Origin of the sequence: Streptomyces sp. NPDC090083 (assembly GCF_044747445.1) — a bacterium.
Taxonomy (GTDB): domain Bacteria; phylum Actinomycetota; class Actinomycetes; order Streptomycetales; family Streptomycetaceae; genus Streptomyces.
The window spans coordinates 799,804-823,596 of sequence record NZ_JBIVED010000001.1; the positions used below are offsets into that span (position 1 = coordinate 799,804).

General features: G+C 72.6%; 23 protein-coding genes. 8 read left to right on the top strand and 15 right to left on the bottom strand.

Annotated elements, in window-relative coordinates:
* The 8 genes from ACIPTO_RS03360 to ACIPTO_RS03395 all read right to left on the bottom strand — a co-directional run bounded on the left by ACIPTO_RS03360 (position 1) and on the right by ACIPTO_RS03395 (position 6,267).
* Positions 1 to 786: a creatininase family protein gene (locus ACIPTO_RS03360; protein WP_401189100.1), complete on the bottom strand. Its 786-nt coding sequence runs from the start codon at positions 784 to 786 to the stop codon at positions 1 to 3.
* Positions 787 to 789: 3 nt separating this feature from the next.
* Positions 790 to 1,662 carry a dihydroorotate dehydrogenase gene (locus tag ACIPTO_RS03365; protein WP_401189103.1) on the bottom strand — a complete coding sequence of 291 codons (873 nt, stop codon included), beginning with the start codon at positions 1,660 to 1,662 and terminating at the stop codon, positions 790 to 792.
* Positions 1,663 to 1,678: 16 nt separating this feature from the next.
* A complete protein-coding gene (locus ACIPTO_RS03370; RefSeq protein ID WP_401189106.1) occupies positions 1,679 to 2,305 on the bottom strand; it encodes a hypothetical protein in 627 nt (208 codons plus the stop codon).
* 46 nt (positions 2,306 to 2,351) lie between these two features.
* Positions 2,352 to 2,738, bottom strand: coding sequence for an ectoine synthase (locus ACIPTO_RS03375; RefSeq protein WP_401189109.1), 387 nt, complete (start codon positions 2,736 to 2,738; stop codon positions 2,352 to 2,354).
* A 5-nt stretch (positions 2,739 to 2,743) separates the two neighbouring features.
* Entirely contained in the window at positions 2,744 to 3,511 is a 768-nt protein-coding gene (locus ACIPTO_RS03380; RefSeq protein ID WP_401189111.1) for a thioesterase II family protein, read from the bottom strand.
* 3 nt (positions 3,512 to 3,514) lie between these two features.
* Positions 3,515 to 3,805, bottom strand: coding sequence for a phosphopantetheine-binding protein (locus tag ACIPTO_RS03385; RefSeq protein WP_401189113.1), 291 nt, complete (start codon positions 3,803 to 3,805; stop codon positions 3,515 to 3,517).
* Complete coding sequence (locus tag ACIPTO_RS03390; protein WP_401189116.1) at positions 3,802 to 5,340, bottom strand: amino acid adenylation domain-containing protein; 1,539 nt, start codon at positions 5,338 to 5,340, stop codon at positions 3,802 to 3,804. Before ACIPTO_RS03390 ends, ACIPTO_RS03385 begins: the two co-directional genes overlap by 4 nt.
* 540 nt (positions 5,341 to 5,880) lie before the next feature.
* Positions 5,881 to 6,267 (bottom strand): winged helix-turn-helix transcriptional regulator, encoded by a 387-nt coding sequence (locus ACIPTO_RS03395; RefSeq protein ID WP_401189117.1) that lies wholly within the window; start codon positions 6,265 to 6,267, stop codon positions 5,881 to 5,883.
* Between the two features lie 104 nt (positions 6,268 to 6,371).
* Here ACIPTO_RS03395 and ACIPTO_RS03400 point away from each other — a divergent pair, with 104 nt between their 5' ends.
* Positions 6,372 to 7,301: an NADP-dependent oxidoreductase gene (locus tag ACIPTO_RS03400; protein WP_401189688.1), complete on the top strand. Its 930-nt coding sequence runs from the start codon at positions 6,372 to 6,374 to the stop codon at positions 7,299 to 7,301.
* 39 nt (positions 7,302 to 7,340) lie between these two features.
* Here ACIPTO_RS03400 and ACIPTO_RS03405 read toward each other — a convergent pair whose 3' ends face one another.
* The 4 genes from ACIPTO_RS03405 to ACIPTO_RS03420 form a co-directional block, all read right to left on the bottom strand.
* Positions 7,341 to 8,597, bottom strand: coding sequence for a hypothetical protein (locus tag ACIPTO_RS03405; protein ID WP_401189120.1), 1,257 nt, complete (start codon positions 8,595 to 8,597; stop codon positions 7,341 to 7,343).
* Entirely contained in the window at positions 8,594 to 9,838 is a 1,245-nt protein-coding gene (locus ACIPTO_RS03410) for a glycosyltransferase (RefSeq protein ID WP_401189121.1), read from the bottom strand. The genes ACIPTO_RS03405 and ACIPTO_RS03410 overlap by 4 nt, the downstream gene beginning before the upstream one ends.
* 292 nt (positions 9,839 to 10,130) lie before the next feature.
* A complete protein-coding gene (locus tag ACIPTO_RS03415) occupies positions 10,131 to 10,706 on the bottom strand; it encodes a hypothetical protein (RefSeq protein ID WP_401189124.1) in 576 nt (191 codons plus the stop codon).
* A gap of 10 nt (positions 10,707 to 10,716) precedes the next feature.
* Positions 10,717 to 11,223 (bottom strand): SigE family RNA polymerase sigma factor, encoded by a 507-nt coding sequence (locus ACIPTO_RS03420; RefSeq protein ID WP_366311897.1) that lies wholly within the window; start codon positions 11,221 to 11,223, stop codon positions 10,717 to 10,719.
* 204 nt (positions 11,224 to 11,427) lie between these two features.
* Between ACIPTO_RS03420 and ACIPTO_RS03425 the strand changes: the two genes are divergently transcribed.
* Positions 11,428 to 12,003 carry a hypothetical protein gene (locus tag ACIPTO_RS03425; protein ID WP_401189128.1) on the top strand — a complete coding sequence of 192 codons (576 nt, stop codon included), beginning with the start codon at positions 11,428 to 11,430 and terminating at the stop codon, positions 12,001 to 12,003.
* A gap of 122 nt (positions 12,004 to 12,125) precedes the next feature.
* Here ACIPTO_RS03425 and ACIPTO_RS03430 read toward each other — a convergent pair whose 3' ends face one another.
* On the bottom strand, positions 12,126 to 13,736 hold the full coding sequence (locus tag ACIPTO_RS03430) for a purple acid phosphatase family protein (RefSeq protein ID WP_401189130.1): 1,611 nt from the start codon (positions 13,734 to 13,736) through the stop codon (positions 12,126 to 12,128).
* A 365-nt stretch (positions 13,737 to 14,101) separates the two neighbouring features.
* Between ACIPTO_RS03430 and ACIPTO_RS03435 the strand changes: the two genes are divergently transcribed.
* The 6 genes from ACIPTO_RS03435 to meaB all read left to right on the top strand — a co-directional run bounded on the left by ACIPTO_RS03435 (position 14,102) and on the right by meaB (position 21,700).
* Positions 14,102 to 14,635, top strand: a complete 534-nt coding sequence (locus ACIPTO_RS03435; protein ID WP_401189133.1) for a universal stress protein — start codon at positions 14,102 to 14,104, stop codon at positions 14,633 to 14,635.
* 157 nt (positions 14,636 to 14,792) lie between these two features.
* A complete protein-coding gene (locus ACIPTO_RS03440; RefSeq protein WP_401189135.1) occupies positions 14,793 to 15,236 on the top strand; it encodes an SAV_915 family protein in 444 nt (147 codons plus the stop codon).
* Positions 15,237 to 15,245: 9 nt separating this feature from the next.
* Positions 15,246 to 16,595, top strand: coding sequence for a diaminopimelate decarboxylase (gene lysA, locus ACIPTO_RS03445; protein ID WP_401189137.1), 1,350 nt, complete (start codon positions 15,246 to 15,248; stop codon positions 16,593 to 16,595).
* A 130-nt stretch (positions 16,596 to 16,725) separates the two neighbouring features.
* Positions 16,726 to 18,531 (top strand): methylmalonyl-CoA mutase family protein, encoded by a 1,806-nt coding sequence (locus ACIPTO_RS03450; protein WP_401189140.1) that lies wholly within the window; start codon positions 16,726 to 16,728, stop codon positions 18,529 to 18,531.
* Entirely contained in the window at positions 18,531 to 20,720 is a 2,190-nt protein-coding gene (gene scpA, locus ACIPTO_RS03455; protein ID WP_401189143.1) for a methylmalonyl-CoA mutase, read from the top strand. The genes ACIPTO_RS03450 and scpA overlap by 1 nt, the downstream gene beginning before the upstream one ends.
* A complete protein-coding gene (gene meaB / locus ACIPTO_RS03460; RefSeq protein WP_366311911.1) occupies positions 20,717 to 21,700 on the top strand; it encodes a methylmalonyl Co-A mutase-associated GTPase MeaB in 984 nt (327 codons plus the stop codon). The genes scpA and meaB overlap by 4 nt, the downstream gene beginning before the upstream one ends.
* 25 nt (positions 21,701 to 21,725) lie before the next feature.
* Here the strand turns inward: meaB and ACIPTO_RS03465 are convergent, their stop codons facing one another.
* Together ACIPTO_RS03465 and ACIPTO_RS03470 are read right to left on the bottom strand one after the other, a co-directional pair.
* Positions 21,726 to 22,604: an ABC transporter permease gene (locus ACIPTO_RS03465; protein ID WP_401189148.1), complete on the bottom strand. Its 879-nt coding sequence runs from the start codon at positions 22,602 to 22,604 to the stop codon at positions 21,726 to 21,728.
* Positions 22,601 to 23,701: an ATP-binding cassette domain-containing protein gene (locus ACIPTO_RS03470; protein WP_401189151.1), complete on the bottom strand. Its 1,101-nt coding sequence runs from the start codon at positions 23,699 to 23,701 to the stop codon at positions 22,601 to 22,603. Before ACIPTO_RS03470 ends, ACIPTO_RS03465 begins: the two co-directional genes overlap by 4 nt.
* Between the last annotated feature and the right edge of the window lie 92 nt (positions 23,702 to 23,793).

Below are 23,793 nucleotides of genomic sequence, written 5' to 3' on the forward strand. Positions count from 1 at the left end.
CTATACGGTGTCCGGTCGCTTCAGGCCGTGGCCGTTCCCGATCAGGTCGCCCATGGCGTCGACGAGGTGCCAGAACAGGTCCTCGCCGAGGTCCGGGGTGGCACCGGTCGAGGAGGACAGGGCGCCGCCGTTGGAGGCGAGGGCCTCGTCGATCGGATGGAGGTAGACGCCGGCGCGGGGCGGGGTGTCGTGCTCGACCTTCTCCCCGGTGACCAGGTTCGGGCGCAGGTACATCATGAGGCTGGTCTCGGTCACCCCCGCGTGCTCGGCGTGCCAGCCCGGGAAGTGCGGGAGCCGGGACGCGATCCAGTCGTCGGCCACCAGGCTCCACCAGCTGAACGCGATGATCTCGGTCGTGCCGAGCGTCCCGGCGGCACGGCATGCGTCGAGGGCCTCGAACAGCAGGGCCTCGTTCTCGTAGTGCCCGTTGACCACCACGATGCGCGCGGGTTCCAGCGCGGCCAGCGAGCCGACGGCGTCGCGGAGGTAGTCGACCAGGACCGTGCCCCGGATGTACACGGTGCCCGGGTGACCGAGCCCGCCGCCGCTCTGCGGAAGGGACCGCGCGGACAGCGGCTGTCCCGGCACGAGCCAGGCGCCGAGACCGGCGGCCGTCTCCCGGGCCAGGGCCTCGGGGATGTCCAGGTCGACCGAGAGCGGCAGATGCGGGCCGTGCTGCTCGATCCCGCCGATCGGCCAGAGCAGGGTGGCGCCGCGCACCCGTGCGGGAACCTGGGCGCTGGTGAGATCCGTGAGGCGCTGGGCGGCCGTTGCCCTCGTCCGCATGCGCTACTCCTTCCTCAGGGCCCGGCCGACGAGGTCGCGGGTGCTTTCGTCCCGGTCGGACAGCCAGTCCGTGTAGCCGACGCAGATGCGCCGCAGAGTCGCGTACATGTCGCGGTGCAGCGCCGAGTACACCTGGACGGCGGTGGCGCCGACGCTCAGGTACTCGACCACGTCGGCCGCCTCCCGCACTCCGCCGGAGGCGAGGATCGGTATGTCGACACCGTGTCTGCGCAGGGAGTAGATCTCGGCGAGGACGAGCGGCTTCAGGCCGTCGCCCGAGTAGCCGTACACACCGCCGAGCACGGGCTCGCCGCTCTCGGGGTCGACGGCGAGTCCGGGGATGGTGTCGCTCAGGGTGATCGCGTCGGCTCCCGCCGCCACGGCGGCTTCGAGGCGGGCACGGGTGCCGCCGTCGACGGCGAGCTTGACGCTGAGGGGAAGGCGGACCCGTTGCCGTACGGCCGCGGTGTACTCCCCCACGCGCTGCGGGGTGTCGTCGAAGCCGTCCTCGTTGATGCAGGAGATGCCCAGTTCCAGGCCGGGGCAGCCGGTGGCCTCGATCTCCTCGGACAGCGCGGCCAGTTCGTCCGGTGAGTCGGCGTGCACCGAGGCGACGACCGGGAGGCGCTCCTGGGCGAAGCGGCGCAGGGTGTCGCACCAGGCCGGGACCGGGCGTCTGGAGTAGGTGGTGCTGTTGAGCATGCCGCCCCGGATGCGCACGATGCGTTCGCCGCCGCCGGTCGGCGGGTTGGGGTGGATCGTCTTGGTGACCACACCGCCCGCGCCGCGCTCGACGAGCCGCCGGATGGTGCGTTCCTGGTCGGTCAGGAGTCCCGATCCGACCACCACGGGACTGGACAGCCGTATGCCCAGCATCTCGGCGCCGGCGGTGTTAACGGGGACTCCGCTCGGGCAGCGGGCCCTGTCCCGTGCCGGTGGGGTCACAGGCGGCCCAGCGGACGGCGCGCAGATACTCCACGACCGTCTCCGGTTTCCGCATCACGTCGTCGATGTCGAGGAAGGCGGCCGAGGCGATGGCGGGCAGTCCGCGCAGGAGGTGGCTGCCTCCGGGCTCCCCGTCGATGTCGGTCAGCACCAGGATGGGCTTGCCCAGTGCGGAGGCCCAGCCCAGTTCGATGTGGGTGCCGTCGGTCCGCATCAGCTCGCCGGGAGCGACCGACGGCAGGATCGGCAGATACGCGTCGCACTGGGTCATCCAGAGGTGGTCGCGCACGGTCACCTCCTCCGGCCCGAACCGGTCGGAGATCTCCCCGAACCGCTCCACCACGTGGGCCGACAGGACCTCGCCGCCGTCCTCCTCGATCGCGGCGATCACCGTGAGGAGCACCTCGTGCAGGGCGGGTGCGAGTACGCCGCCGGTGCCGACGGCGTACTGGATGGGACCGCCGACGAAGACCTTCAGCCCGACCAGACCGTCGCCTCGGCCGCCACCGGTGTCGTCGACGCGCAACTCCCCGTCGCGGTGCTGTGCTGTGTCGCGTTCGCTGCTTGCAGGCATCCGTCCTTCTGCCTTTCCCGCGGGTGTGAACCGCTGTTGCGGGTCGTCAATAGCTGGAGGCGTGCGATTCGTTCAGGTCGTGCTTCTCCGGGCCGACCAGGGGCGGGTTGAAGACGCTGAGCAGGACCAGGTCGCCCGTCTCGTCGGCACGGAGGTAGTGCGGCTCGTGGTTGTTGAGGACGTAGATGACACCGGGTCTGAGGACGTGGGCGGCGCCCGTGTTGTCCTCGATGAGTCCGGTCCCGGCGATGCAGTAGCAGGACTCCAGGTGGTTGCGGTACTGCAGGAACGACGTCGTACCGGCACGCACCACGGTGTGGCAGACCGTGTAGCCGACCCCGTCCGAGGCGACGACGAGACGGTAGCTGCGTCCGTTCCCCCAGTCGACGTCGAGCTCGGTGCCCTCGACATCCTCGATGCTGCGGACAAGCAAGGCCGCTACCCCCTTCTCGTTCGGTGTCGGGCCGCCGGTTCGTGGGCGAGCCGGGCAAGTTCGGCGCAGACCGTCCGCCGGTCGGCCTCGGTCGCGGTGCCGCCGGCCGGCAGCAGGGAGACCTGGCCGGTGGTGGCGGCCGACCATGCGGCGACGGCCTGCCGGGCCCGGTCCTCGCCGCTGCCCGGCGGGAGCACCGTCACGGGGACGGCGGGCAGGTCGTCGGGGTCCCATGTGTAGGTCTCGATCAGCGTCAGGTCGGCTCTGACCATGGGCTCGAAGAAGTCGCGCGCCAGTGGATCGTCGAGGTCGAAGGGGGCCATGGCCCGCTCGGCGAGCGCCTGCCACATCTCCTCGGCGGGCAGCGCGTGCAGCGGACGTTCGGGCCGTGCCCCCGCGGGCCCCGACTGGCCGAGCACGACCAGCGACAGGGGCGGTACCCCGGAGCGCTCCAGGGCGCGTGCCAGCTCGTAGGCGCCGTAGGCACCACCGCAGTCGCCCAGCAGCAGGAAAGGCAGTCCGCGTACGGCGACGTCCTCGGCACACCGTTCCGCTAGGTCCGCGACGAGGGCCGGCATCGCGGACAGCGGGGGCTCGGTGAAGCGGTTCTCGCGGCCGGGCAGCCGGAACGTCAGCACCTGGAGCCAGTCGGGGGTCAGCCCGGCCAGCCAGGCGTGGTCGGACGGTCCCGCCCCGGGCTTGGGGAGCGAGTAGAGGAGCGCCTTCGGATCGGTCGCGGTGAGCTGATGGTCGACGGCCCAGCGGCTCCCCATCCCCTACGCCCCCTTGCTCTGCCTCAGCCGCGCGACCTCGGCGACCAGGCCGCCGAACGTCGTCTCGCGGAACGGCAGTTCGAGGGGGACGTCCGTCTCCAGCCGCAGGGTCAGCGACTTGACGACGCGCAGCGCGAGCATCGAGTGGCCCCCGATGTCGAAGAAGTCGTCGTCGTCCGCGAACCCGTCGTCGCGCCCGAGTACCTTCCGCCACACGGCGGTCACCGCCTCCGAGGCCTCACGGAAGCCGTCGGCCGCGGCCCGTTCGGTGCTGTGCTCCACGCTGTCCGTCATGCCCTGCCCTTCGTCCGGCCGTCCGCGTCGGCCGCGTCGTGATGTGCTACGGGGTCTTCCGCGTCGCTCGTCCCGGTCGGTGCGGCGCGTCCCCGGTTGGTCTTGCCGGACGGTGTCAGGGGGAGTTCGGCGCGGGTCTCGATGCGCGTCGCCACCATGTGCGGGGGCAGGCGCTGTTTCAGCCAGCGGCGCAGCTCCACGGTGTCCAGCGTGGTGGACGACGAGGTGACCAGGACGGTCAGGGAGGTCGCCACGGGGGCGCTGTCGGGGACGCAGAGCGCGTCGGTCACTTCGGGGTGAGTGCGGACCACGGCCTCGATCTCGCCGAGTTCGACCCGGTGTCCGGCGATCTTGATCTGGTCGTCGGACCGTCCGGTGACCACGAACGCGCCGTCCGCCTCCCGGCGCGCCAGATCGCCCGTGTCGAACAGCCGGTCCCCCGGTGCGCCGAGCGGATCGGCGACGAACCGCCGGCGCGTCAGCTCCTCGCGGTGCAGATAGCCGAGGGCGACCTGCCGTCCCCCGATGAAGAGCCGCCCGGTCCCGCCTTCAGCGACCTCGCGCATCCGCTCGTCGAGGACGCGGACGCGGGTGTCGGGGGTGGTCACGGAGATCCGGGTGGCCGCGTCGCCGGGAGCGGTGCAGGGCGCGCCGGCGACCCAGACGGTGGCTTCGGTGGGGCCGTACAGGTTGCGAATTTGGGTCCGGCAAGGCGGAGTTGAGCCGGGATCGAGTAGTCGGGGCACCAGGTCGACGGGGAAGGGTTCCCCGCCGACGAGCAGCGTGTGCAGTGCGCGCAGGCCCGCCGAGGCCGCGTCGTGTTCGACGAGGAGGCGGAGCAGCGAGGGGGTCACGAGCAGATGGCTGACGCGGCGGCCGTGCCGGGTGCCGGTCGCGAGCTGGGAGGTCATGATGCTCAGCGGGTCGCTGCCGGTGAGGCAGACGTAATGCCCCCTGCTCAGCGCCCAGATCAGCTCGGGGAGACTGGCGTCGTAGCCGGCGCTCGCGTGGGCGAGCCACACCTGCTCCGCCGGTTCGGAGAAATCGTTGTCAAGGGCGGTGAAGAAGCCCGCCAGACTGTCGTGCGCGATGAGCACACCCTTGGGCTGCCCGGTCGAGCCGGACGTGTACAGCACGTACGCACAGTCCGGGACGCCCGGCTCCGCCGGGGACGGCGCCCCGCCCTGCCAACTCAGGTCGTCCAGAAGCAGTTTGGGCACGCGGTCCGGAAGCCGGTGCGCCAACGCGCCGCTCGTGATGACGCAGCGGGGCCCGGCGTCCTCGACGACGGCGGCTAATCGGGCGTCCGGATGGACGGGTGAGAGCGGCAGATACGTCGCCCCGGCCCGGTGGACGGCGAAGAACGCGGCGGGCAGGTCCCGGTCGCGCTCCAGCAGCACCGCGACGATGCCGTCCGACACGCCGCCCGCGTGCAGCGCCTCGGCGATCTCGCCACTGCGGCCCGCCAGTTGACCGAGGGTGACGACACCCGCGGCGTCCTCCAGGCAGTCCCGGTCGGGGTGGCGCGCGGCCACTTCGCGCAGGGCCGTCCAGGTGGCGCCGACGGCCCCGGGAACGCTCCCGTCCCCGTGCCCGGACGCGCCGACTGCCTGTCGGGCGACCGGAGTTGATGAAGTCGTTGATCGAATCGTGGATCGAGCGGACAGCGACACGCCTCGTCACACCCCCGTACCTCTCACTGGGAGAGGGATACAGCTCTGGTGACTCTTTGTCACACATTTCACGCGCTGGCCTGGGTGGTCAGTCCCGGGCCGGTCCATGGTGACACGCTGACCAGGGTGCCGCAATGGGACCAGAGCGGTGGATACCGGCCTCCTGAGGCCCACGGGATTCCGCTTCCGGGCGCCCCCTCGGACGCGTCGATTCGCCCTTGTAAGGGGCACACCTGTCCGGTACTGCGAAGGCGGGGGGCGGCTCACGTCCGGCTCCGCGCCCCGATCGACGGCGGTCGGCAAGTCCGTTTGCCCGCGAGGAAGATGAGCCCCTGCGGCTCCGGTGTCCGCCGTGCCGGTAGCGGGCGGCGGCGAGCGGACGCCCCGGGCAGCGGCGGGACTTCAGTCACCGCGAGTGACCGGCTCGGCCTCGCTCTCGGTGTCGAGCGCATCGAGTACGGCGTCCCCGTTCGCCCTCGCCCACTCCGTCAGCGTGTGGATCGGGTCGAGCAACGACGCGCCGAGCGAGGTGAGTTCGTACTCCACACGGGGCGGCGCCTCGGCGTAGGCGTGGCGGCGGACGAGTCCGTGGGTCTGGAGTCGGCGGAGGGTCTGGGTGAGCACCTTGCGGGAGATGCCGCCGATCAGCCCGGCCAACTCGCCGTGGCGCACGGGTCCTTGGCTGAGGCCGTAGAGCACGACCGCGGTCCACTTGTCGGCGAGGAGCTCGACCGTCAGACGTGCCGGGCAGTCGGCGAGGAAGGGACCACCGGGACCGAAACCGCTCATGGCGCCCAAGGTACCTGGCGGTTCCTGTCGGAAACCTAGCGTGGGTCCTCCACCCCCTTTCCCCAGCCAGGAGAGTCATGCAGACCGTGCGACCCGTGCGATCCATGCGCGTCATCACCCAGCGGTCCCTCGGCGGGCCCGAGGTCCTCACCGTCGTGGACGCGCCCGAACCCCTGCCCCAGCCTGCCGAGGTGCTCGTCCGCGTCCGGGCGATCGGGCTGAACCCGCTGGAGGCGCGGCTGCGCGCCGGTGAGTTCCCACTGCTCGGCCCGCCGCCGTTCGTCCTCGGCTGGGACATCAGCGGTGTGGTCGAACAGGCCCCGCAGACCTGGCGGTTCAGGCCCGGCGACGAGGTGTTCGGGATGCCGCTGTTCCCGCGGGCGGCGAACGCGTACGCCGAGGTCGTGTCGGCGCCCGCGCTGCACCTGGCCCGCAAACCGGCCTCGATGTCGCACGTCGAGGCGGCCGCGCTGCCGATCGTCGGCCTGACGGCGTGGCAGGGCCTCGTCGATCTCGGCGGCGTGGGCGAGGGCGACCGGGTGCTGGTCCACGGCGGTGGCGGCGGAGTGGGCCACGTGGCGATCCAGCTCGCGAAGTCGCTCGGCGCGCACGTGATCACGACCGCGAGCGAAGGCAAGCGGGAGTTCGTCGAGGGGTTCGGCGCCGACGAGGTCATCGACCACACGGCGGTCGACTTCGCCGAGGCGGTCCGCGACGTCGACGTCGTACTCGACACGATCGGCGGCGACACCGCCGGACGGTCGCTCCAAGTGCTGCGCCCCGGTGGCCACTTGGTGACGGCGGTGGCCGAGGACGACCCGGACCTCATCGCCCGCTGCGAGGCGGCCGGCCTGCGCTTCAGCGGTATCGCGGTCGACCCCGACCCGGTCGCCCTGCGCGGCCTCGCCGCACTCGTCGACCAAGGCAGGCTCCGCGTCCACGTGCAGGAGACGTTCCCCTTCGAGCGCGTCGCGGACGCCCACCGGCGGCTCGACTCCGGCCATCTGCGGGGCAAGCTCGTCCTCACCCTCTGACCCCGCTGTAGCCGGGCCGGGCCGGCCGTCCCGGCCCGGCTACGGCACCCCCGCCTCGAACAGCACGTACCCCGCGTAGGACCCCGACGCCATCGCCGCGACGCCCAACACCAGGCAGAGCGTGGGCAGTCCGACGGTCCGCAGTCTGACCGCGAGCGGGATGAAGAGCGGGAAGCACGGCAGCAGATAGCGGGAGACGTTGCCGAAGATCTGCTGGCTGCCCAGGACCAGGGCGAGGGTGAGCAGGGTGTGGACGACGAGAACGGCCGGCGGGCGCAGGCGGATCAGGAAGGGGAGGAGGAGGGCGGCGAGGAGGACGGTGGCCGCGGCGATGGTGTCCTCGAAGGGGAACGCGAAGAGGTAGTCGAAGCGGCCGACCGCCATGGAGCCGAAGACGTCGGCCGTCTGCCTGCCGTAGTCGAAGGTGTGTCCCCAGGCGCCCTTCTGGAGGACGAAGTAGCCCGCCAGGTCGCCCATGCGGTTGCCGACCCAGAGGAGGTAGCCGGCCAGGCCCAGCGGTGCGACCAGCAGGGCGAACCAGGGGGTCCCCGTGTGTTCCCGGCGGCGGTGGAGGGTCTGGAGCGCGGCGACCGAGACGGCGGCGATCAGCGCGACGGCCGTGGGGCGGTTCAGGCCCGCGGCGAAGGTCAGGACGCCCGCCGTGAGCCAGCGGTCGGTCATGACGGCGTGGCAGGCCCAGACCGCGAGGGCGATGTAGAGGGACTCCGAGTACGCGGCCCACTCCATCCCGGAGCCGGGCCACACCGCCCACAGACCGGCCGCCGCGAACCCGGCCCGCCTGCCCCCGAACCGCGCCGTGACCGCGTGGATGCCGAGCGCCGCGGCGAACGACGCCACGACCGAGACGAGCATCCCCGAGCCGTACAGCCCCAGGCCCGTGACCTCGGAGACCAGTCGCATCGTCGCCGGGTAGAGCGGGAAGAAGGCCGCCGAGTTGCCTTCGAGGGTGATCATGCCGGTGGCGCCGGGGACATGGACGAGCGCGGGGTCGTAGCCGTGCGCGGCGATCTGCTGGTACCACCAGCCGTCCCAGGTCGCGAGTACGTCCCACACGTGGGCGCCGCCGCCGAAGCGCGGGTTCTTCGTCCGGAAGCCGCCGTCGGAGTCCAGCAGGTACATGAAGACGGCGAAGCCGATCAGCTTCAGCACGCCGTACAGCGCGAGCACCGGGCCCCAGTGGCGGGCCGCGCGGCGCAGCACCTCGCCGACTTCCTTACGGCGGAGGCTGGTTGCGGCCTCGGAGCCGGGGCGCGTCAAGGTCGTCGTCCCGCTCATGCCGCCGTCCCCTCCGCCTCGTCCGTCTCGGCCGTCTGGTCCGTCCCGTCCGTCCCGTCCGTCCCTGCGTGGCGCCCGGCCGGGAACACCCAGGCCCGGAAGAGCAGGAACCGTACGAGAGTCGCCGCCAGGTTGGCCGCGACCAGTACCCCGACTTCCGTACCTCGCGCGGGAGTTGGAGCCTCCCGGTGGAGGAGCGCGAGGGAGCCGCTGGTGAGGGCGAGGCCGATCGTGAAGACCAGGAGGCCCTGGGCCTGGTGGCGGAGGGCGCCGGTCCGGCCGCGCAGCCCGAAGGTCAGGCGGCGGTTGGCGGCCGTGTTGGCGAGGGCGCAGAGCAGCAGCGCCAGCGCGTTCGCGGCCTGGCCGCCCGCCGCCGGGCGCAACGCCAGGTACAGGAGGACGTAGCCGACCGAACTGACCGCGCCCACGGCGGCGAAGCGCAGCAGTTGGGCGGCCAGGCCGGCCGGGGGCGAGCCGTCGGCGGCGGACCGGCGCAGCCCCGACGCCGGAAGGGTGCCGCGCGCCAACTCGCGTCCTATGCGCGCGATTCCGCGCAGGTCGGCCAGTGCCGTGGACAGGAGGTCGACGCGGCTGTCGGGGTCGTCCACCCAGTCCACCGGCACCTCGTGGATGCGCAGTCCGGCCCGTTCGGCGATCACCAGCAACTCGGTGTCGAAGAACCACCCGGAGTCCTTCACCAGCGGCAGCAGCCGCTCGGCGACATCACGCCGTACCGCCTTGAAACCGCACTGCGCGTCGGAGAAGCCGACGGCGAGCGTGGACCTCAACAGGGCGTTGTAGCAACGGGAGATGGCCTCGCGCTTGGGGCCGCGCACCACCCGGGAGCCACGGGCCAGGCGGGTGCCGATCGCGATGTCGGAGTGGCCGGAGATCAGCGGGGCGACGAGAGGGAGGAGCGCCGCGAGGTCGGTCGACAGGTCGACGTCGACGTAGGCGAGGACGGGCGCCCGCGACCCGGACCAGGCCGCGCGCAGCGCCCGGCCGCGGCCCTTCTCGGCGAGCCGGAGCCACTTCAACTCCGGTATTTCGGCGGCGAGTCGGGCGGCTATGCGCGGGGTCGCGTCCGTGCTGGCGTTGTCCGCGACCGTGATGCGGAAGGGGTACGGGAACGTCTCCAGCAGGTGGGCGCGCAGGCGCCGTACGCTCGGTTCGAGGTCCGTCTCCTCGTTGTGCACGGGGACGACGACGTCGAGGACGGGCTCGTGCTGGTGGGCCGGCACCGGTGTGCGGAGCGGCAGTCGGCTCGTCGGACCTGCCCGACCCGGCTGACACGGCCGGCTCGTACGGATCATCTGATGCGTCGGCAATTTCATGTTTCGTCCTGGTCTGTGAGTCGTCGCAGGGCATGCGGGATCGCCGGCGGGCGCGATGTCGCGGCGGGGAGGAACGGGCTGAGCCGTACGGGCCTATGGGGCTTAGGGACCTATGGGCTTAAGGGGCTGTGGACTTAAGGGCCTGTGGGCTTACGGGGCTCTGGGCGTCCGGGGCTCGGGGCGTGCCGGGTGGGGCGGGTCATCCGGTGCTCGTCGCGCCCACGTCCAGCGTCCCGGACGACTCCGTCGCCGGTGGTGTCGTGACCGTGTACGTCGAAGTGCTCTGCCCCGTCGGGGTGTTGGCCGTCCCCGTGGCGGACGGCGGCGCGGCCGGACCGGTCGCGGTCGGGTCCGTGGAGGGGGTGGACGAGTCTCCGCCCGGGGCCGAGGTCTCCGTGGTGGGCGGCACGGTGGTGTCGGTGGGGGTCGGGCCGGTGGTCCCGCTCCCGGTGGGGTCGGGCGTCGGGGTGGGGCCGGGGAGAGTGGGGCTCAGGGCGGGGCGGGGCAGCGGGGCCTGCGGCCTGTCGTCCACCCGGTCGTGCGGCAGCAGGAAGAAGCCGAGGCCGATCCCGGCGACGGCCAGGACGGAGCCGACCGCCCGCTGCGCCGTACGGGCCCGGCGTCTGGCCCGTACGCCGTCGCGGAGCCGGGTCCGGTGCCTGGGTTCGAAGGGGGTGATCTCCCGGGTGTCGCGCATCATCCGCGCGAGCTCTCTCTCGAAGCGGTCGAACTGCTCGCCGCGGTCGCGCTGTTCGCCGTGGTCGACGTGGTCCATCAGCTCCCCCTCATCCCACCGGCTCGATGACGTCGCCGAGGATGCGGCGCAGCCGCGCCACGCCCCGCGACGCATGGGACCGGACGGTGCCGACCGGACACCCCAGCACTTCGGCGACCTGCTTGTCGGTCAGGTCCTGGTAGTAGCGCAGGACCACGGCGGCCCGTTGCGCGGGCGGCAGTTGGGCCAGCGCGGCCTCCAGTCGCGAGCGCTCCGCCACCACGGCGGACACGTCCCCGGTCTCCGCCCGGTCGGGCAGTTGCTCGACCGGGCGCTCGCCCCACCAGCGCCGTCGCGCCGAACGCGCCGCCGCCCGCGCGAGGATCCTGCGCACATACGGCTCCGGTGCCTCCTCGCCGATCTTCGGCCAGACGAACCAGAGTTTGACCATGGCCTCCTGGAGGAGGTCCTCGGCGCGGTGCCGGTCACCTCCCACGAGCAGACAGGCCAGATGGAACAACGCCGACCAGCGGGCTGCCACGAACCCGTCGAACCCCTCGGCCCGACTCTGTTCCATCCGTACCGTCCCCGTTCAGGCAAGCCCCTTACACAGAGAGAAAGGCCCTGGACCCGGTACCGCGCTGCACTTCGCCGCTGTGATCCGGGTTACATCCGGGCGGGGGTCAAGAGTGCGTCATGTGGAATCCGGGGCTGAGAGGGCCGGGACCTGCGGACGTACTAAGGGCGTAAGCAGACGCGACACCCGACGAAGGGCACTTCCTTGAACCCGCGACGCATCGTCCTGAGCCTCGTCGCAGGGCTCGCCTCCACGCTGCTGCTGGGGGCGTGCGGTTCCTCGAACGACACCGGCACCGGCAATGCCGCCCCGGCCGCGTCCGACCCCGCGATCTCGACACCGGTGGCCTCCCCGCCGAGCGCGAGCGCGAATGCGACCGCGAGCAGCACGGCCGGCACCGGTTCCGACGGCGGCACCACGACCACCGCCGTGACCGCCAAGGCGATGACCGGCCTCGGCAACGTGGTCACCGACAACAACGGCATGACCCTCTACCGCTTCGACAAGGACGAGCCGTCCCCGTCCAAGTGGACGTGCAAGGGCGCGTGCACGATGACGTGGATCCCGGTCATCGTGCGGGACTCCGTCCGGACGTCGGGGGTCGAGAAGAGTCTCCTCGGCACGGTCCACCGCAGCGGCCTCAAGCAACTCACCCTGGGCGGCTGGCCGTTGTACCGGTACATCGGCGACACGGCGGCCGGGCAGGTCAACGGCCAGGGCAAGGACGGCGAGTGGTTCGCCGTCGCCCCCTCCGGACAGAAGTCCGTGACGACGGGCTGAAGACGGGGACGAGGCCGAGGACCAGGAACAGGAACAGTACGACGGTCCCGCGGGTCCACCGGAACGGTGTGGACCCGCGGGACCGTCGGCATGCGGAGGGAACTCCGGTCCGGCCCGCCGGATCAGCGGGTGCGACCGTCCGAGCGCTTGCGGTGGATCGTGAACGTCTCGAAGACCGACAGCTCGCCGTGCGGCTTGTTCACGTTGTAGTACGTGACGTGCATGCGGGTCGTGTCACCGGCGTGGCGCCCCGGGTCGACGGTGAACGCCGCGAAGCCGTAGGGGTGTTCGGTGTCGCGGACGCCGGTCCAGATCGCCTCCTCCTTGGTGTAGGTGGAGGTGCGCTTGCCGTTGGAGCCGGGGCTGGACGACACGGCGGTGATGACCTTGGCGGTGCCGTCCTTGAAGAAGCTCTGGTTCGTGGTGCCGGAGACACCGCCGCCGCCGAGGATCATGTGCACGGTGCCGAGGCCGGTGTCGATGGAGTCGGTGGCCGTGGAGACCGGGTTCGGGGTGAGCGTCTCGCTGCCGGTGACGACACCGCGCACGGCCAGCGAGCGCTCGTAGTTGTGCTCGTGGCCGCACAGGACCAGGTCGACGCCGTAGCGGTCGAAGAGGGGGCCGTACTTCTGGCGCAGGCCGAGGTCGGCGCCGTTGGCGTCCGAGGAGCTGATCATCACCTGGTGCATGGCGACGACGATCCAGTCGGTGTCGCGTGAGGCCCGGGCTGCCTTCAACTCCTTCTCCAGGAATGCCAGTTGGCGTCCGCCGGAGTAGCCGCTGATGTAGACGTCGCCGCCGTCCTGGAGGCAGTTGTCGTCGTTCTGCAGCACGATCACGCGGACCGAGCCGACGGTGAACGCGTAGTACAGGCCCGCGAGTTCGGCGTCCGTCTCGGTGGAGGGGAGGTTGAAGTAGGTCTGGTAGGCGCCGAGTCCGATCGGGCCGTTGGCCTTCTCGATCTCGTGGTTTCCGGCCGCCGGCATCCAGGGGCGGAAGCGGGCCGAACGGGTGTTGTTGGTGAAGAAGTTGTTCCAGGTGCGCACCCGGTCGACGTCCAGGTTGGCGTAGCAGAGGTCGCCGTTGAGGAGGTGGAAGAGCGGGGCGACCTGCTCGATGCCGGTGACGATGTCCTTCGTCGCCGGGGTGGAGTTCGCGTCCAGCGCGACGGTGCCGTCGGCCGCCCAGGTGACCTGCGGGGCGGACTGGTCGCCGAAGCTGGTGAAGGTGAAGGGGGCCCGGCCGCGCGGCGCGGTGCGGAAGGTGCCGCTGTCGGGGGTCGCGCCCTCGTGGGTGGCCATGTAGACGTAGTCGGTGCCGGGCGACAGCCGCTTCAGCGAGGCGTGGTGGACGTAGACGGTGCGGCTGGAGGTGCCGTCCACGTAGGTCACCGTGCGGGCATCGGCCTTGGAGCCGAAGCCGTGCTCCAGCGTGCCGTAGCGGACGACGGGTCTGGTCACCGGTTTGTCGGTGATCCAGGAGACGTTCATCTGGGTGCGCGGGTCGGCGCCGAAGGTGAGGTGCAGGCCCTGGACCGGGGAGGTGCCGGAGGAGTCCGCGGTGAGGTGCAGGGCCGGGGCGGCGAGCGGGGCGGCCTGCGCCGTGCCCGCGCCCAGCAAGGGGGTGACGGCCGCGCCGGCGCCGGCCGTACCGAGGAGGCCCAGCGCGTGCCGCCGGCTGAACCCCTCGGACGACTGCGCGGAACCGTCCGGTGTCTCGGTCTGTGTGGTCATGGTGCCCTCCCTGGCGAGCAGTTGAGCTGACGACGACCGCACAGTGGCGCTTCCCGGCGGCCCCCGAGTGAACGGTGCGTTGCGGGACGGTCATCGCGGCCCGGGGTGCGGGCGCCGGAGGCGATTCTTGCCCCGGCCTTTGCCTGGGACGGCCACGTCGTTGACGCGGGCGGGTCGCGGGGCGCGGGGCGGGTGGCGCTTTCCGGCCACGGCCGGCATCCCCTCTCGTCGCGTCCACGGCGCGTCACCGGCGCGTCAGGATTCGGCCCTCGGGCGTCAGGCGCGCGCCAACACCGCGTGAGGTCCGCCCTGTTGCCCCGTTCGATGGGACACGGACAACCGGGTACGCCGAGAGGTGAGCGACGATGGGCAGTGGCGGGCGAGCACGTGTCGTAGTCGGGGTGAGCGGGTCGACGGGCAGCCTGGCCGCGCTGCACCGGGCGGTGCGGGAGGCCCGCCGCACGGACGCCGGGTTGCTGGCGGTTCTCGCCTGGGAGCCGCCCGGCGGTGAACTGGCCCACGGGCGCTCGCTGTCGGCACTCCCGGTGGCCCGCCTCCGCCGGGACGCGGCCGACCGGCTGCTGGCCGTGCTCGACGCCGCGTTCGGGACGGCGGGCCCCGGGGTGCCGTTCCAGGGTCTGGTGGTCCGGGGCACGGCGGGCCGCGCGCTGGTGGAGACCGCCGACCGCCCGGACGACCTCCTCGTCGTCGGCCCCGGCCCGCGCGGCCCGCTCCGCGCCCTGTTCCCGTCCGTCACCCGCTACTGCGTCGCGCACGCGTGCTGCCCGGTCCTGACGGTGCCGCCGTCGCCCCTGGAGAGCGAGCTGGCGTCGCTGCACCGCAGGGTCTCGCTGCGGCTCGCGGTCGACGCGCGGGAGCTGACGGAGGGCGGGGGCTGAGCCGTCGCCCTCCGTCAGCAGGGCGTCATGGCTGGGCCCTCCCCCGTCAAGCATCCGTCAGCGGGCACCCGTGCCCCTCCCCGTCGGGCCTAGCTTCGAAGTGCGCCCGGCCGCACCGGCCGGGCCCCCCTCATCACCTTCCGCAAGGAGCCGCACGATGTCTCCAGCCGAGCACGCCGAGCACGCCGAGGGCCTCGATGAACCGGGGGACGCCGAGCCCTCCGAACGGGTCCCGGCCGGACTTCTGTACGTCCCGGTCCGGCCGGGTCCCGCGGGCTGCACGGCCCGCTTCTTCCGTACGCCGCCCGGCGGCCGTACGGCGGTCGGCTTCACCTCGGCGGCGCGGCTCGCCGCCACCCTGGGCGCCGGGCAGGCGAGCATCAGGCTCTCCGAACCGGCGCTGCGCGCCCTGGCCGCACCGCTCGGCGTGACGGCCCTCACCGTCGACCCGCAGTTCTCCGCCCCGGCCGCCGACCGTACGGCCGCCGCCGTGCGGGAGCGGGAGAACTCCTGGCGCCGCCGGCATCCCCTGCGCGTCGGTGCCCTGCGCGTGACCGGCTCCGCCGTCGTCGTCGCGTGCCTGAACCTCCTGATCGGCTGAGGAGCCGCCATGTCCGTCCTGGACGCCCCGCTGCACGGCCTGCCCCAGATCCCGGCGGACGCCGCCGACCTGGCCGTCTGGCCCCGTTCCACCCGCTCCGCCCCCACCGGCGACCTCACCGTCGGCGGTGTCCCGCTCGCCGAGGCCGCCGACCGTTTCGGCACCCCGGTCTACGTCCTCGACGAGCGGGAGGTCCGCGAGCGCTGCCGTTCCTACCGCACGGCGTTCCCGGAGGCCGACGTCGTCTACGCGGCCAAGGCGTTCCTGTGCCGGGCGATGGCCCGCTGGGTGCGGGAGGAGGGGCTCGGCCTGGACGTCTGCTCGGCCGGTGAACTCGGGCTCGCCGTCACCGCCGGTTTCCCGCCGGAGCGGATCGTGCTGCACGGCAACGCCAAGAGCCCGGAGGACCTGCGCACCGCGCTGCGCCTCGGGGTCGGCCGGATCGTCGTGGACAGCACGTCGGAGATCGCCCGGCTGGCCGCGATCACCCCGGCCGGCACCCGGCAGAAGGTGCTGGTGCGGGTGGTACCCGGCGTCGCGGCCGGCGCCCATGTCAAGGTGCGCACGGGGACCGAGGACCAGAAGTTCGGCCTGTCGATCACCGACGGCTCCGCGCAGCACGCGGTGACCCGGATACTCGACCAGCCGCACCTCGAACTCGTGGGCCTGCACTGCCACATCGGCTCCCAGATAGCCGGCACGGAGCCGTACGTCGCCGCGGTCCGGCGCCTGGTGGGCCTGTTGGCCAGCGTCCGCGACCAACACGGCGTCACCCTGCCGCAGTTGGACATCGGCGGCGGCCACGCCATCGCCTACCGACCCGGCGAGGAGCGGTTGGACGTCTCCGTCCTCGCGGACCGGATCCGCGCCGAACTGGAGGACGGCTGCGCGCGCACCGGGCTGCCCGTGCCCCGGCTCACCCTGGAACCGGGGCGGGCCGTCGTCGGCCCCGCCGGGGTCGCCGTCTACCGCGTCCTGGCCGTCAAGCGCACCGGCGACCGCACGTTCGTCGCGGTCGACGGCGGCATGAGCGACAACCCGCGGCCCGCGCTCTACGGCGTGCGGTACGCGCCCCGTCTGGTCGGCCGCCCGGCGACCGCGCCGACCCGCCCGGTCACCGTCGTGGGCCGGCACTGCGAGGCGGGCGACATCCTCGCGGACGAGGTGGCGCTCCCCGGAGACGTCCACCCCGGCGACCTGCTCGCCGTGCCGGCGGCGGGGGCGTATCACCTGTCGATGGCGTCCGGTTACAACCTCGTGGGCCGTCCGCCGGTGGTCGCGGTGGCCGACGGGATCGCTCGGGTGCTGGTCCGCCGCGAGTCGCTGGACGACATGAGCCGCAGGGACGTCGGACCGTAGTCCCGGGTCCCGCGCTCCGGTGGAGGCCCGCCGGAGAACGGCACGCGGACTGGTCTAGACCGCCCGGAGAGGCAAAGGTCACAGCCGCGTCCTCTGCTGCTCACCTGCGCATTTGCCCTAGCATCCGAGCATGACGGTCCTGCCTGACGACGGGCTCTCGCTGGCCGCCGAGTTCCCTGACGCGACCCATGAGCAGTGGCAAAGCCTGGTGGCAGGCGTCCTGCGCAAGTCCGGCAAGGAAGTCTCGGGCCCGGCAGCGGAAGACGCCCTGTCCACCTCGCTGGAGGACGGGCTGCGCGCCCGCCCCCTGTACACCGCGGACGACTCCGCGCCCGACCCCGGCCTCCCCGGCTTCGCCCCCTTCGTGCGCGGTGCGCGCGCCGAGGGCAACACCCTCGGCGGCTGGGACGTACGGCAGCGCCACACGACCGCCGACAACCCGGCGGTCCTCGGCGACCTGGAGAACGGCGTCACCTCGCTGTGGCTGGTCGCGGGCGAGCGCGGCATCCCGGTCGCGTCGCTCGGCGCCACCCTCGACGGCGTCTACCTCGACCTGGCACCCGTCGCCCTCGACGCGGGCGGCGAAGTCGAGCCCGCGGCGGCCGAGTTGCTCCGGCTGTACGAGGAGCGGGGCGTCGCGCCCGAAGCCGCCCGCGGCACCCTCGGCGCCGACCCTCTGGGCCACGCGGCCCGCACCGGGGACGAGGCTTTCCCCTTCGCCCCCGTCGCCGCGCTCGCCCGGCGCTGCGCCGAGGGGTACCCGGGGCTGCGCGCGCTGACCGTGGACGCGCTGCCGTACCACGAGGCCGGCGGTTCGGCGGCGCAGGAGCTGGGCGCCTCGCTGGCGACCGGGGTCGCCTATCTGCGCGAGCTGACCGAGGCGGGCCTGAGCGTCGAACAGGCCGCGGGACAGGTGGAGTTCAGGTACGCGGCCACCGCCGACCAGTTCCTGACGATCGCCAAGCTGCGGGCCGCGCGCAGGCTGTGGGCGCGGGTCGCCGAGGTGTGCGGGGCGCCGGGCGGGCAGGTGCAGCACGCGGTGACCTCGCCGGTGATGATGTCCCGCCGCGACCCGTGGGTGAACATGCTGCGCACGACGGTGGCGACGCTGGCCGCCGGGGTGGGCGGCGCCGAGTCCGTCACCGTGCTGCCCTTCGACCACGCCCTCGGGCTGCCGGACGCGTTCGCACGCCGGATCGCCCGCAACACCTCGACGATCCTGGTCGAGGAGTCGCATCTGTCCCGGGTGATCGACCCGGCGGGCGGCTCCTGGTACGTGGAGCGCCTCACGGACGAACTCGCCCACGCGGGCTGGGAGTTCTTCCAGCACATCGAGCAACAGGGCGGTCAGGCGGCGGTGTTGCGCTCCGGCAGCCTCCGCGAGGACCTCGCCACGACCTGGGCCGCGCGCAGCGCGAAGCTCGCCAAGCGCCGCGAACCCATCACCGGTGTCAGCGAGTTCCCGAACCTGACCGAGCGTCTCCCGGAGCGGGCACCCGCCCCGGCGGAGCCCTCCGGCGGGCTGCCGCGGGTGCGCCGCGACGAGGCCTACGAAGAGCTGCGCGCCCGCTCGGACGCGCATCTCGCGGCGACCGGCTCCCGGCCGCGGATCTTCCTGGCGGCGCTCGGCCCGGCCGCCGCGCACACCGCCCGGCTCTCCTTCGCGTCGAACCTGTTCCAGGCCGGCGGCATCGAGCCCGTCACCGGCGGCGAGTTCGCGGACAGCGGCGCCGCCGAGGCGTGTCTGTGCTCCAGCGACGCGCTGTACGAGGAGCAGGCGGCCACGGTCGCCGGGGAGTTGAAGGCGGCCGGTGCCGCGCGGGTGTTCCTCGCGGGCCGCCCCGGGCAGTACCCAGGAGTCGACGACTACGTCTTCGCGGGCTGCGACGCCGTAGCCGTGCTCTCCGCCACCCTCGACCGCATGGGAGTGTCCTGATGGCAGCGACGGGGCGGATCCCCGACTTCTCCGGGGTCGAGCTGGGGGCCCCGGCCGCCGGAACGGGCGCCGACGAGTGGCGTGACGCCGTGAAGAAGGCGGCGAGCGGTGACGACCTGCTGTGGGAGACCCCGGAGGGCATCGCGGTCAAGCCCCTGTACACGGGGCAGGACGTGGAAGGCCTGGACTTCCTCGCCACCTACCCGGGCATCGCGCCGTATCTGCGCGGCCCGTACCCGACGATGTACGTCAACCAGCCCTGGACGATCCGTCAGTACGCGGGTTTCTCCACGGCCGAGGAGTCCAACGCCTTCTACCGGCGCAACCTGGCGGCCGGCCAGAAGGGCCTGTCGGTCGCCTTCGACCTGCCCACGCACCGGGGTTACGACAGCGACCACCCCCGCGTGACCGGTGACGTCGGCATGGCGGGCGTGGCGATCGACTCGATCTACGACATGCGCCAGCTCTTCGACGGCATCCCGCTGGACAGGATGACGGTGTCGATGACGATGAACGGCGCCGTGCTGCCGGTGCTGGCGCTGTACATCGTGGCGGCGGAGGAACAGGGCGTACCGCCCGAGAAGTTGGCCGGGACCATCCAGAACGACATCCTCAAGGAGTTCATGGTCCGCAACACCTACATCTATCCGCCGAAGCCGTCGATGCGGATCATCTCCGACATCTTCGCGTACACCTCGCAGCGGATGCCGCGCTACAACTCCATCTCCATCTCCGGCTACCACATCCAGGAGGCGGGGGCGACGGCCGACCTGGAGCTGGCGTACACCCTCGCGGACGGCGTGGAGTACATCCGGGCGGGCCGGGAGGCGGGGATGGACGTGGACGCGTTCGCCCCGCGGCTCTCCTTCTTCTGGGCGATCGGCATGAACTTCTTCATGGAGATCGCGAAGCTGCGCGCGGCCCGCCTCCTGTGGGCCAAACTGGTCAGGCAGTTCGACCCGCAGAACGCCAAGTCCCTTTCCCTGCGCACCCATTCGCAGACCTCGGGCTGGTCGCTGACCGCGCAGGACGTCTTCAACAACGTCACCCGCACATGCGTGGAGGCGATGGCCGCGACCCAGGGCCACACCCAGTCGCTGCACACCAACGCCCTGGACGAGGCCCTGGCCCTGCCCACCGACTTCTCGGCGCGCATCGCCCGCAACACCCAGCTCCTCATCCAGCAGGAGTCCGGCACGACCCGCGTGATCGACCCGTGGGGCGGCAGCGCGTACGTGGAGAAGCTGACCTACGACCTCGCGCGCCGCGCCTGGCAGCACATCGAGGAGGTCGAGGCGGCGGGCGGCATGGCCAAGGCGATCGACGCGGGCATCCCCAAGCTCCGCATCGAGGAGGCCGCGGCCCGCACCCAGGCCCGTATCGACTCCGGCCGCCAGCCGGTCATCGGCGTCAACAAGTACCGCGTGGAGACCGACGAGCAGATCGACGTCCTCAAGGTCGACAACTCCTCCGTGCGCACCCAACAGATCGAGAAACTCCGGCGGTTGCGCGCCGAGCGCGACGAACAGGCCACCCAGGACGCCCTGCACGCCCTCACCCGCGCGGCCGAAGGCGGCACCGGCAACCTCCTGGAGCTGGCGGTCGACGCGGCCCGCGCGAAGGCGACGGTCGGTGAGATCTCCGACGCACTGGAGAAGGTGTACGGGCGGCACGCGAGCCAGATCCGTACGATCTCCGGTGTGTACCGCACCGAAGCCGGCGAGTCCCCGTCCGTCGAGCGCACCCGCACCCTGGTGGGCGCCTTCGAGGAGGCCGAGGGCCGCCGCCCGCGCATCCTCGTCGCCAAGATGGGCCAGGACGGCCACGACCGCGGCCAGAAGGTGATCGCGACCGCCTTCGCCGACCTCGGCTTCGACGTCGACGTCGGCCCGCTGTTCCAGACCCCCGGCGAGGTGGCCCGCCAGGCCGTGGAGGCGGACGTGCACATCGTCGGGGTCTCGTCCCTCGCGGCCGGACACCTGACCCTCGTACCGGCGCTGAAGGAGTCCCTCGCCGAGGAGGGCCGGGAGGACATCATGATCGTGGTCGGCGGCGTGATCCCGCCGCAGGACGTCCCCACCCTCCTGGAGATGGGCGCGGCGGCCGTGTTCCCGCCCGGGACGGTGATCCCGGACGCGGCCTACGACCTCGTGCGGCGACTGGCCGCCGACCTCGGGCACACCCTGTGATCGAGGTCGACACCTATGTGAAGGGCGTCCTCGACGGCAAGCGGGCCCTCGTGGCCCGCGCCATCACGCTCGTCGAGTCGACGAAGCCCCAGCACCGGGTCATGGCGCAGGAGTTGCTGACCGAACTCCTCCCGCACAGCGGCCGGGCCCGGCGCATCGGAATCAGTGGCGTACCCGGTGTGGGCAAGTCGACCTTCATCGACGCCTTCGGCACCCTCCTCACCTCGCTGGGCTTCCGGGTGGCGGTCCTGGCCGTGGACCCCTCGTCCAGCCGCACCGGCGGTTCGATCCTCGGCGACAAGACCCGCATGGAACGCCTCGCCGTGGACCCGGCCGCCTTCGTCCGCCCCTCCCCCACGGCCGGCACGCTCGGCGGCGTGGCGAAGGCGACCCGCGAGTCCATCGTGGTGATGGAGGCGGCGGGCTACGACGTGGTCCTCGTCGAGACGGTGGGCGTGGGCCAGTCGGAGACGGCGGTGGCCAACATGGTCGACTCGTTCCTCCTGCTGACCCTGGCCCGCACGGGCGACCAGCTGCAGGGCATCAAGAAGGGCGTCCTGGAGCTGGCGGACGTCATCGCCGTCAACAAGGCGGACGGCCCGCACGAACGCGACGCGCGGAGCGCGGCCCGCGAACTGGCGGGCGCGCTGCGGCTGATGCACCCCGCCGACGCGGCCTGGACCCCGCCGGTCCTCAGTTGCAGCGCGCGTGAGGGCACCGGCCTGGACACGGTCTGGGAACGCCTCGAACAACACCGTTCGCTGCTGGAGTCCACCGGTCGGCTGGCCGCGAAGCGCAGCGAGCAGCAGGTGGACTGGACGTGGACGATGGTCAGGGACGAACTCCTGGGCCGCCTGCACGCCGACCCGTCGGTCCGCGCACTGGCCCCGGACCTCGAACGCCGGGTACGGGAGGGCGAGTTGACGGCGACGCTGGCGGCCGAGGAGATCCTGCGGGCGTTCGGCACCCCGCCGGGCTGAAGCCGTCCGGTGCCGCGGCCTGTTGTCATTCGGGGCGGCTGAAGCGGTGGGCGGCCCAGAGCAGGGCCGCGGCTCCGAGGGCGAACAGGAGGGCGCCCTCCAGGAGCAGCGGCGGCTGCCGGCCGAACCACTCGACCCCCGTCGTGGCCGCCCGGTCCGGTACCCGCAGCGCGATGCAGCGGCGGAGCAGGTCGACGCCGTACGCGAGCGGGTTGACGGCGGCCAGCGTGTGGGCCCAGCCGGGCAGGCCGGCCATCGGGAAGAAGCCGCCGGACAGGAACAGCAGCGGCATCATCACCAGGCCGAGCAGCATGTGGAAGTTCTCGGGCCGGTCGAGGCTCACGGCCAGCAGCAGGAGCAGGGCCGTGATGGTGAAGGAGACCAGGATCATGCCGGCCAGGAGCAGCGTCAGCAGCAGCGGGTCGTAGGGCAGGCCGACGGCTCCGCCCAGGCCGAGCAGGACGGCGCCCTGGACCGTGGAGACGATGGTGCCGCCCGCACAGCTTCCGAGCAGGAGCGTGAACCGGCTGACCGGGGCCATCAGGAGTTCCCGCAGATAGCCGCTCTGCCGGTCGGTGATCAGGCGGATGCCGACCACGATGGCCGGCGCCTGGACCGTCATCACCAGCACGCCCGGGAAGAGGAACGCCTGGTAGCCGACGCCCAGCGAGGAGTGCGGGATCAGAGCGGCCAGACCGCCCCCCAGGACGAGGAGGTAGAGCACCGGCTGGAGCAGCATCAGCGCGGTGTGCGTGCGCTGGGCCGACAGACGCAGCAGATCGCGGTGGACCAGGGCGTGGACCGCCCGCAGTTCGTGGCGCAGGGCGTTTCCCGGCTGACCGCCGGTGCCGGCGTCGTCGGGGGTGCCGGACGCCTCCGGGGCCGGGAGCGCGGGTGCGGTCACAGGGCGTCCTCCTCGTCGGCCGGATCCGGGGCGGCCGGTGCCGGGTGGGTGCCCGGGGTGTGGATGCTGCGGCCGGTGTGGTGGAAGAAGACGTCGTCGAGCGTCGGCGGGGTCGCGGAGGCGGCGTGCACCGCGATGCCGTGGGCCTCAAGCGCCGAGCACAGTCGGGGAATCCAGGCGCTGCCCTCGGACACCCGCAGGGAGAGCCCTTCGCCGTCCAGGGTGACGGCGACGCCCGGCGGCGCGGTCCGGCCCACGACCTGTCGTGCCGTGATGTCGTCGCCGGTGCGCAGGGTGACACGGTCGTCGCCGATCTCGGCCTTGAGCGCGAGGGGTGTGCCCTGGGCCACGAGGCGGCCGTGGTCGATGATGCCGATGCGGTCGCAGTTCTCCGCCTCCTCCAGGTAGTGGGTGGTGACGAAGAGCGTGTTGCCGTGCCGGTCGCGCAGCGCGCGCAGGTGCTCCCAGACCTCCGCGCGGGCGTGCGGGTCGAGTCCGGTGGTCGGCTCGTCGAGGAACAGCACTTCGGGCGCGTGCAGCAGACCGCGGGCCAGCTCCAGCCGGCGGCGCATGCCTCCGGAGAGGGTGCGTACCGCGGAACGGTGGCGGTCGGCCAGTCCGACCGTCTCCAGCGTCCGGGCGGCGCGCAGACGGGCGTGACGGCGGCTCAGTCCGTAGAGGCGCGCGTGGATGAACAGGTTCTGTTCGGCCGTCAGGTCCGGGTCCAGGGCGCTGTGCTGGAAGAGCATGCCGACCCGTCGTCGTACCTGGTCCGGTCGGGTCCGTACGTCGGCGCCCGCCACGGTGGCCCGTCCGGCGGTGGGGCGGGCGAGCGCGCAGAGCAGGGAGATCGTGGTGGACTTCCCCGCGCCGTTGGGGCCGAGGAAGGCGTAGGTCTCGCCTCGTGACACCTCCAGGTCCAGGCCGCGGACGGCATGGGTGGTGGTGCCGTGCGGGCCCGGGTAGCTCTTGACCAGGCCGTGCGCGCTGATGGCGGGGACGGGGTGGTCGGCGGGCCGTACGGTGCCGGGGCTCGTGCGGGCGGTGGTCAGCAGGGGTGCGGGGGTGCGGGGGGCGTCGTCGGCAGGTGGCCGCATGGTCGGGTCCTCGCTTCCGGGGGATGTCTTCCGCAGGCCTGCCGGCCGCAGCGGCCGCGGCTCCGGCCGGCGGCTGCGCGAGGCAGCCGCCG

Excerpts from the sequence above, each read along its gene's own strand:
- ACIPTO_RS03360 (WP_401189100.1), bottom strand. The coding sequence starts at position 786 with ATGCGGACGAGGGCAACGGCCGCCCAGCGCCTCACGGATCTCACCAGC.
- ACIPTO_RS03365 (WP_401189103.1), bottom strand. The coding sequence starts at position 1,662 with ATGCTGGGCATACGGCTGTCCAGTCCCGTGGTGGTCGGATCGGGACTC.
- ACIPTO_RS03370 (WP_401189106.1), bottom strand. The coding sequence starts at position 2,305 with ATGCCTGCAAGCAGCGAACGCGACACAGCACAGCACCGCGACGGGGAG.
- ACIPTO_RS03380 (WP_401189111.1), bottom strand. The coding sequence starts at position 3,511 with ATGGGGAGCCGCTGGGCCGTCGACCATCAGCTCACCGCGACCGATCCG.
- ACIPTO_RS03385 (WP_401189113.1), bottom strand. The coding sequence starts at position 3,805 with ATGACGGACAGCGTGGAGCACAGCACCGAACGGGCCGCGGCCGACGGC.
- ACIPTO_RS03395 (WP_401189117.1), bottom strand. The coding sequence starts at position 6,267 with ATGAGCGGTTTCGGTCCCGGTGGTCCCTTCCTCGCCGACTGCCCGGCA.
- ACIPTO_RS03400 (WP_401189688.1), top strand. The coding sequence starts at position 6,372 with ATGCGCGTCATCACCCAGCGGTCCCTCGGCGGGCCCGAGGTCCTCACC.
- ACIPTO_RS03405 (WP_401189120.1), bottom strand. The coding sequence starts at position 8,597 with ATGAGCGGGACGACGACCTTGACGCGCCCCGGCTCCGAGGCCGCAACC.
- ACIPTO_RS03415 (WP_401189124.1), bottom strand. The coding sequence starts at position 10,706 with ATGGACCACGTCGACCACGGCGAACAGCGCGACCGCGGCGAGCAGTTC.
- ACIPTO_RS03420 (WP_366311897.1), bottom strand. The coding sequence starts at position 11,223 with ATGGAACAGAGTCGGGCCGAGGGGTTCGACGGGTTCGTGGCAGCCCGC.
- ACIPTO_RS03430 (WP_401189130.1), bottom strand. The coding sequence starts at position 13,736 with ATGACCACACAGACCGAGACACCGGACGGTTCCGCGCAGTCGTCCGAG.
- ACIPTO_RS03435 (WP_401189133.1), top strand. The coding sequence starts at position 14,102 with ATGGGCAGTGGCGGGCGAGCACGTGTCGTAGTCGGGGTGAGCGGGTCG.
- ACIPTO_RS03440 (WP_401189135.1), top strand. The coding sequence starts at position 14,793 with ATGTCTCCAGCCGAGCACGCCGAGCACGCCGAGGGCCTCGATGAACCG.
- lysA (WP_401189137.1), top strand. The coding sequence starts at position 15,246 with ATGTCCGTCCTGGACGCCCCGCTGCACGGCCTGCCCCAGATCCCGGCG.
- ACIPTO_RS03450 (WP_401189140.1), top strand. The coding sequence starts at position 16,726 with ATGACGGTCCTGCCTGACGACGGGCTCTCGCTGGCCGCCGAGTTCCCT.
- scpA (WP_401189143.1), top strand. The coding sequence starts at position 18,531 with ATGGCAGCGACGGGGCGGATCCCCGACTTCTCCGGGGTCGAGCTGGGG.
- ACIPTO_RS03470 (WP_401189151.1), bottom strand. The coding sequence starts at position 23,701 with ATGCGGCCACCTGCCGACGACGCCCCCCGCACCCCCGCACCCCTGCTG.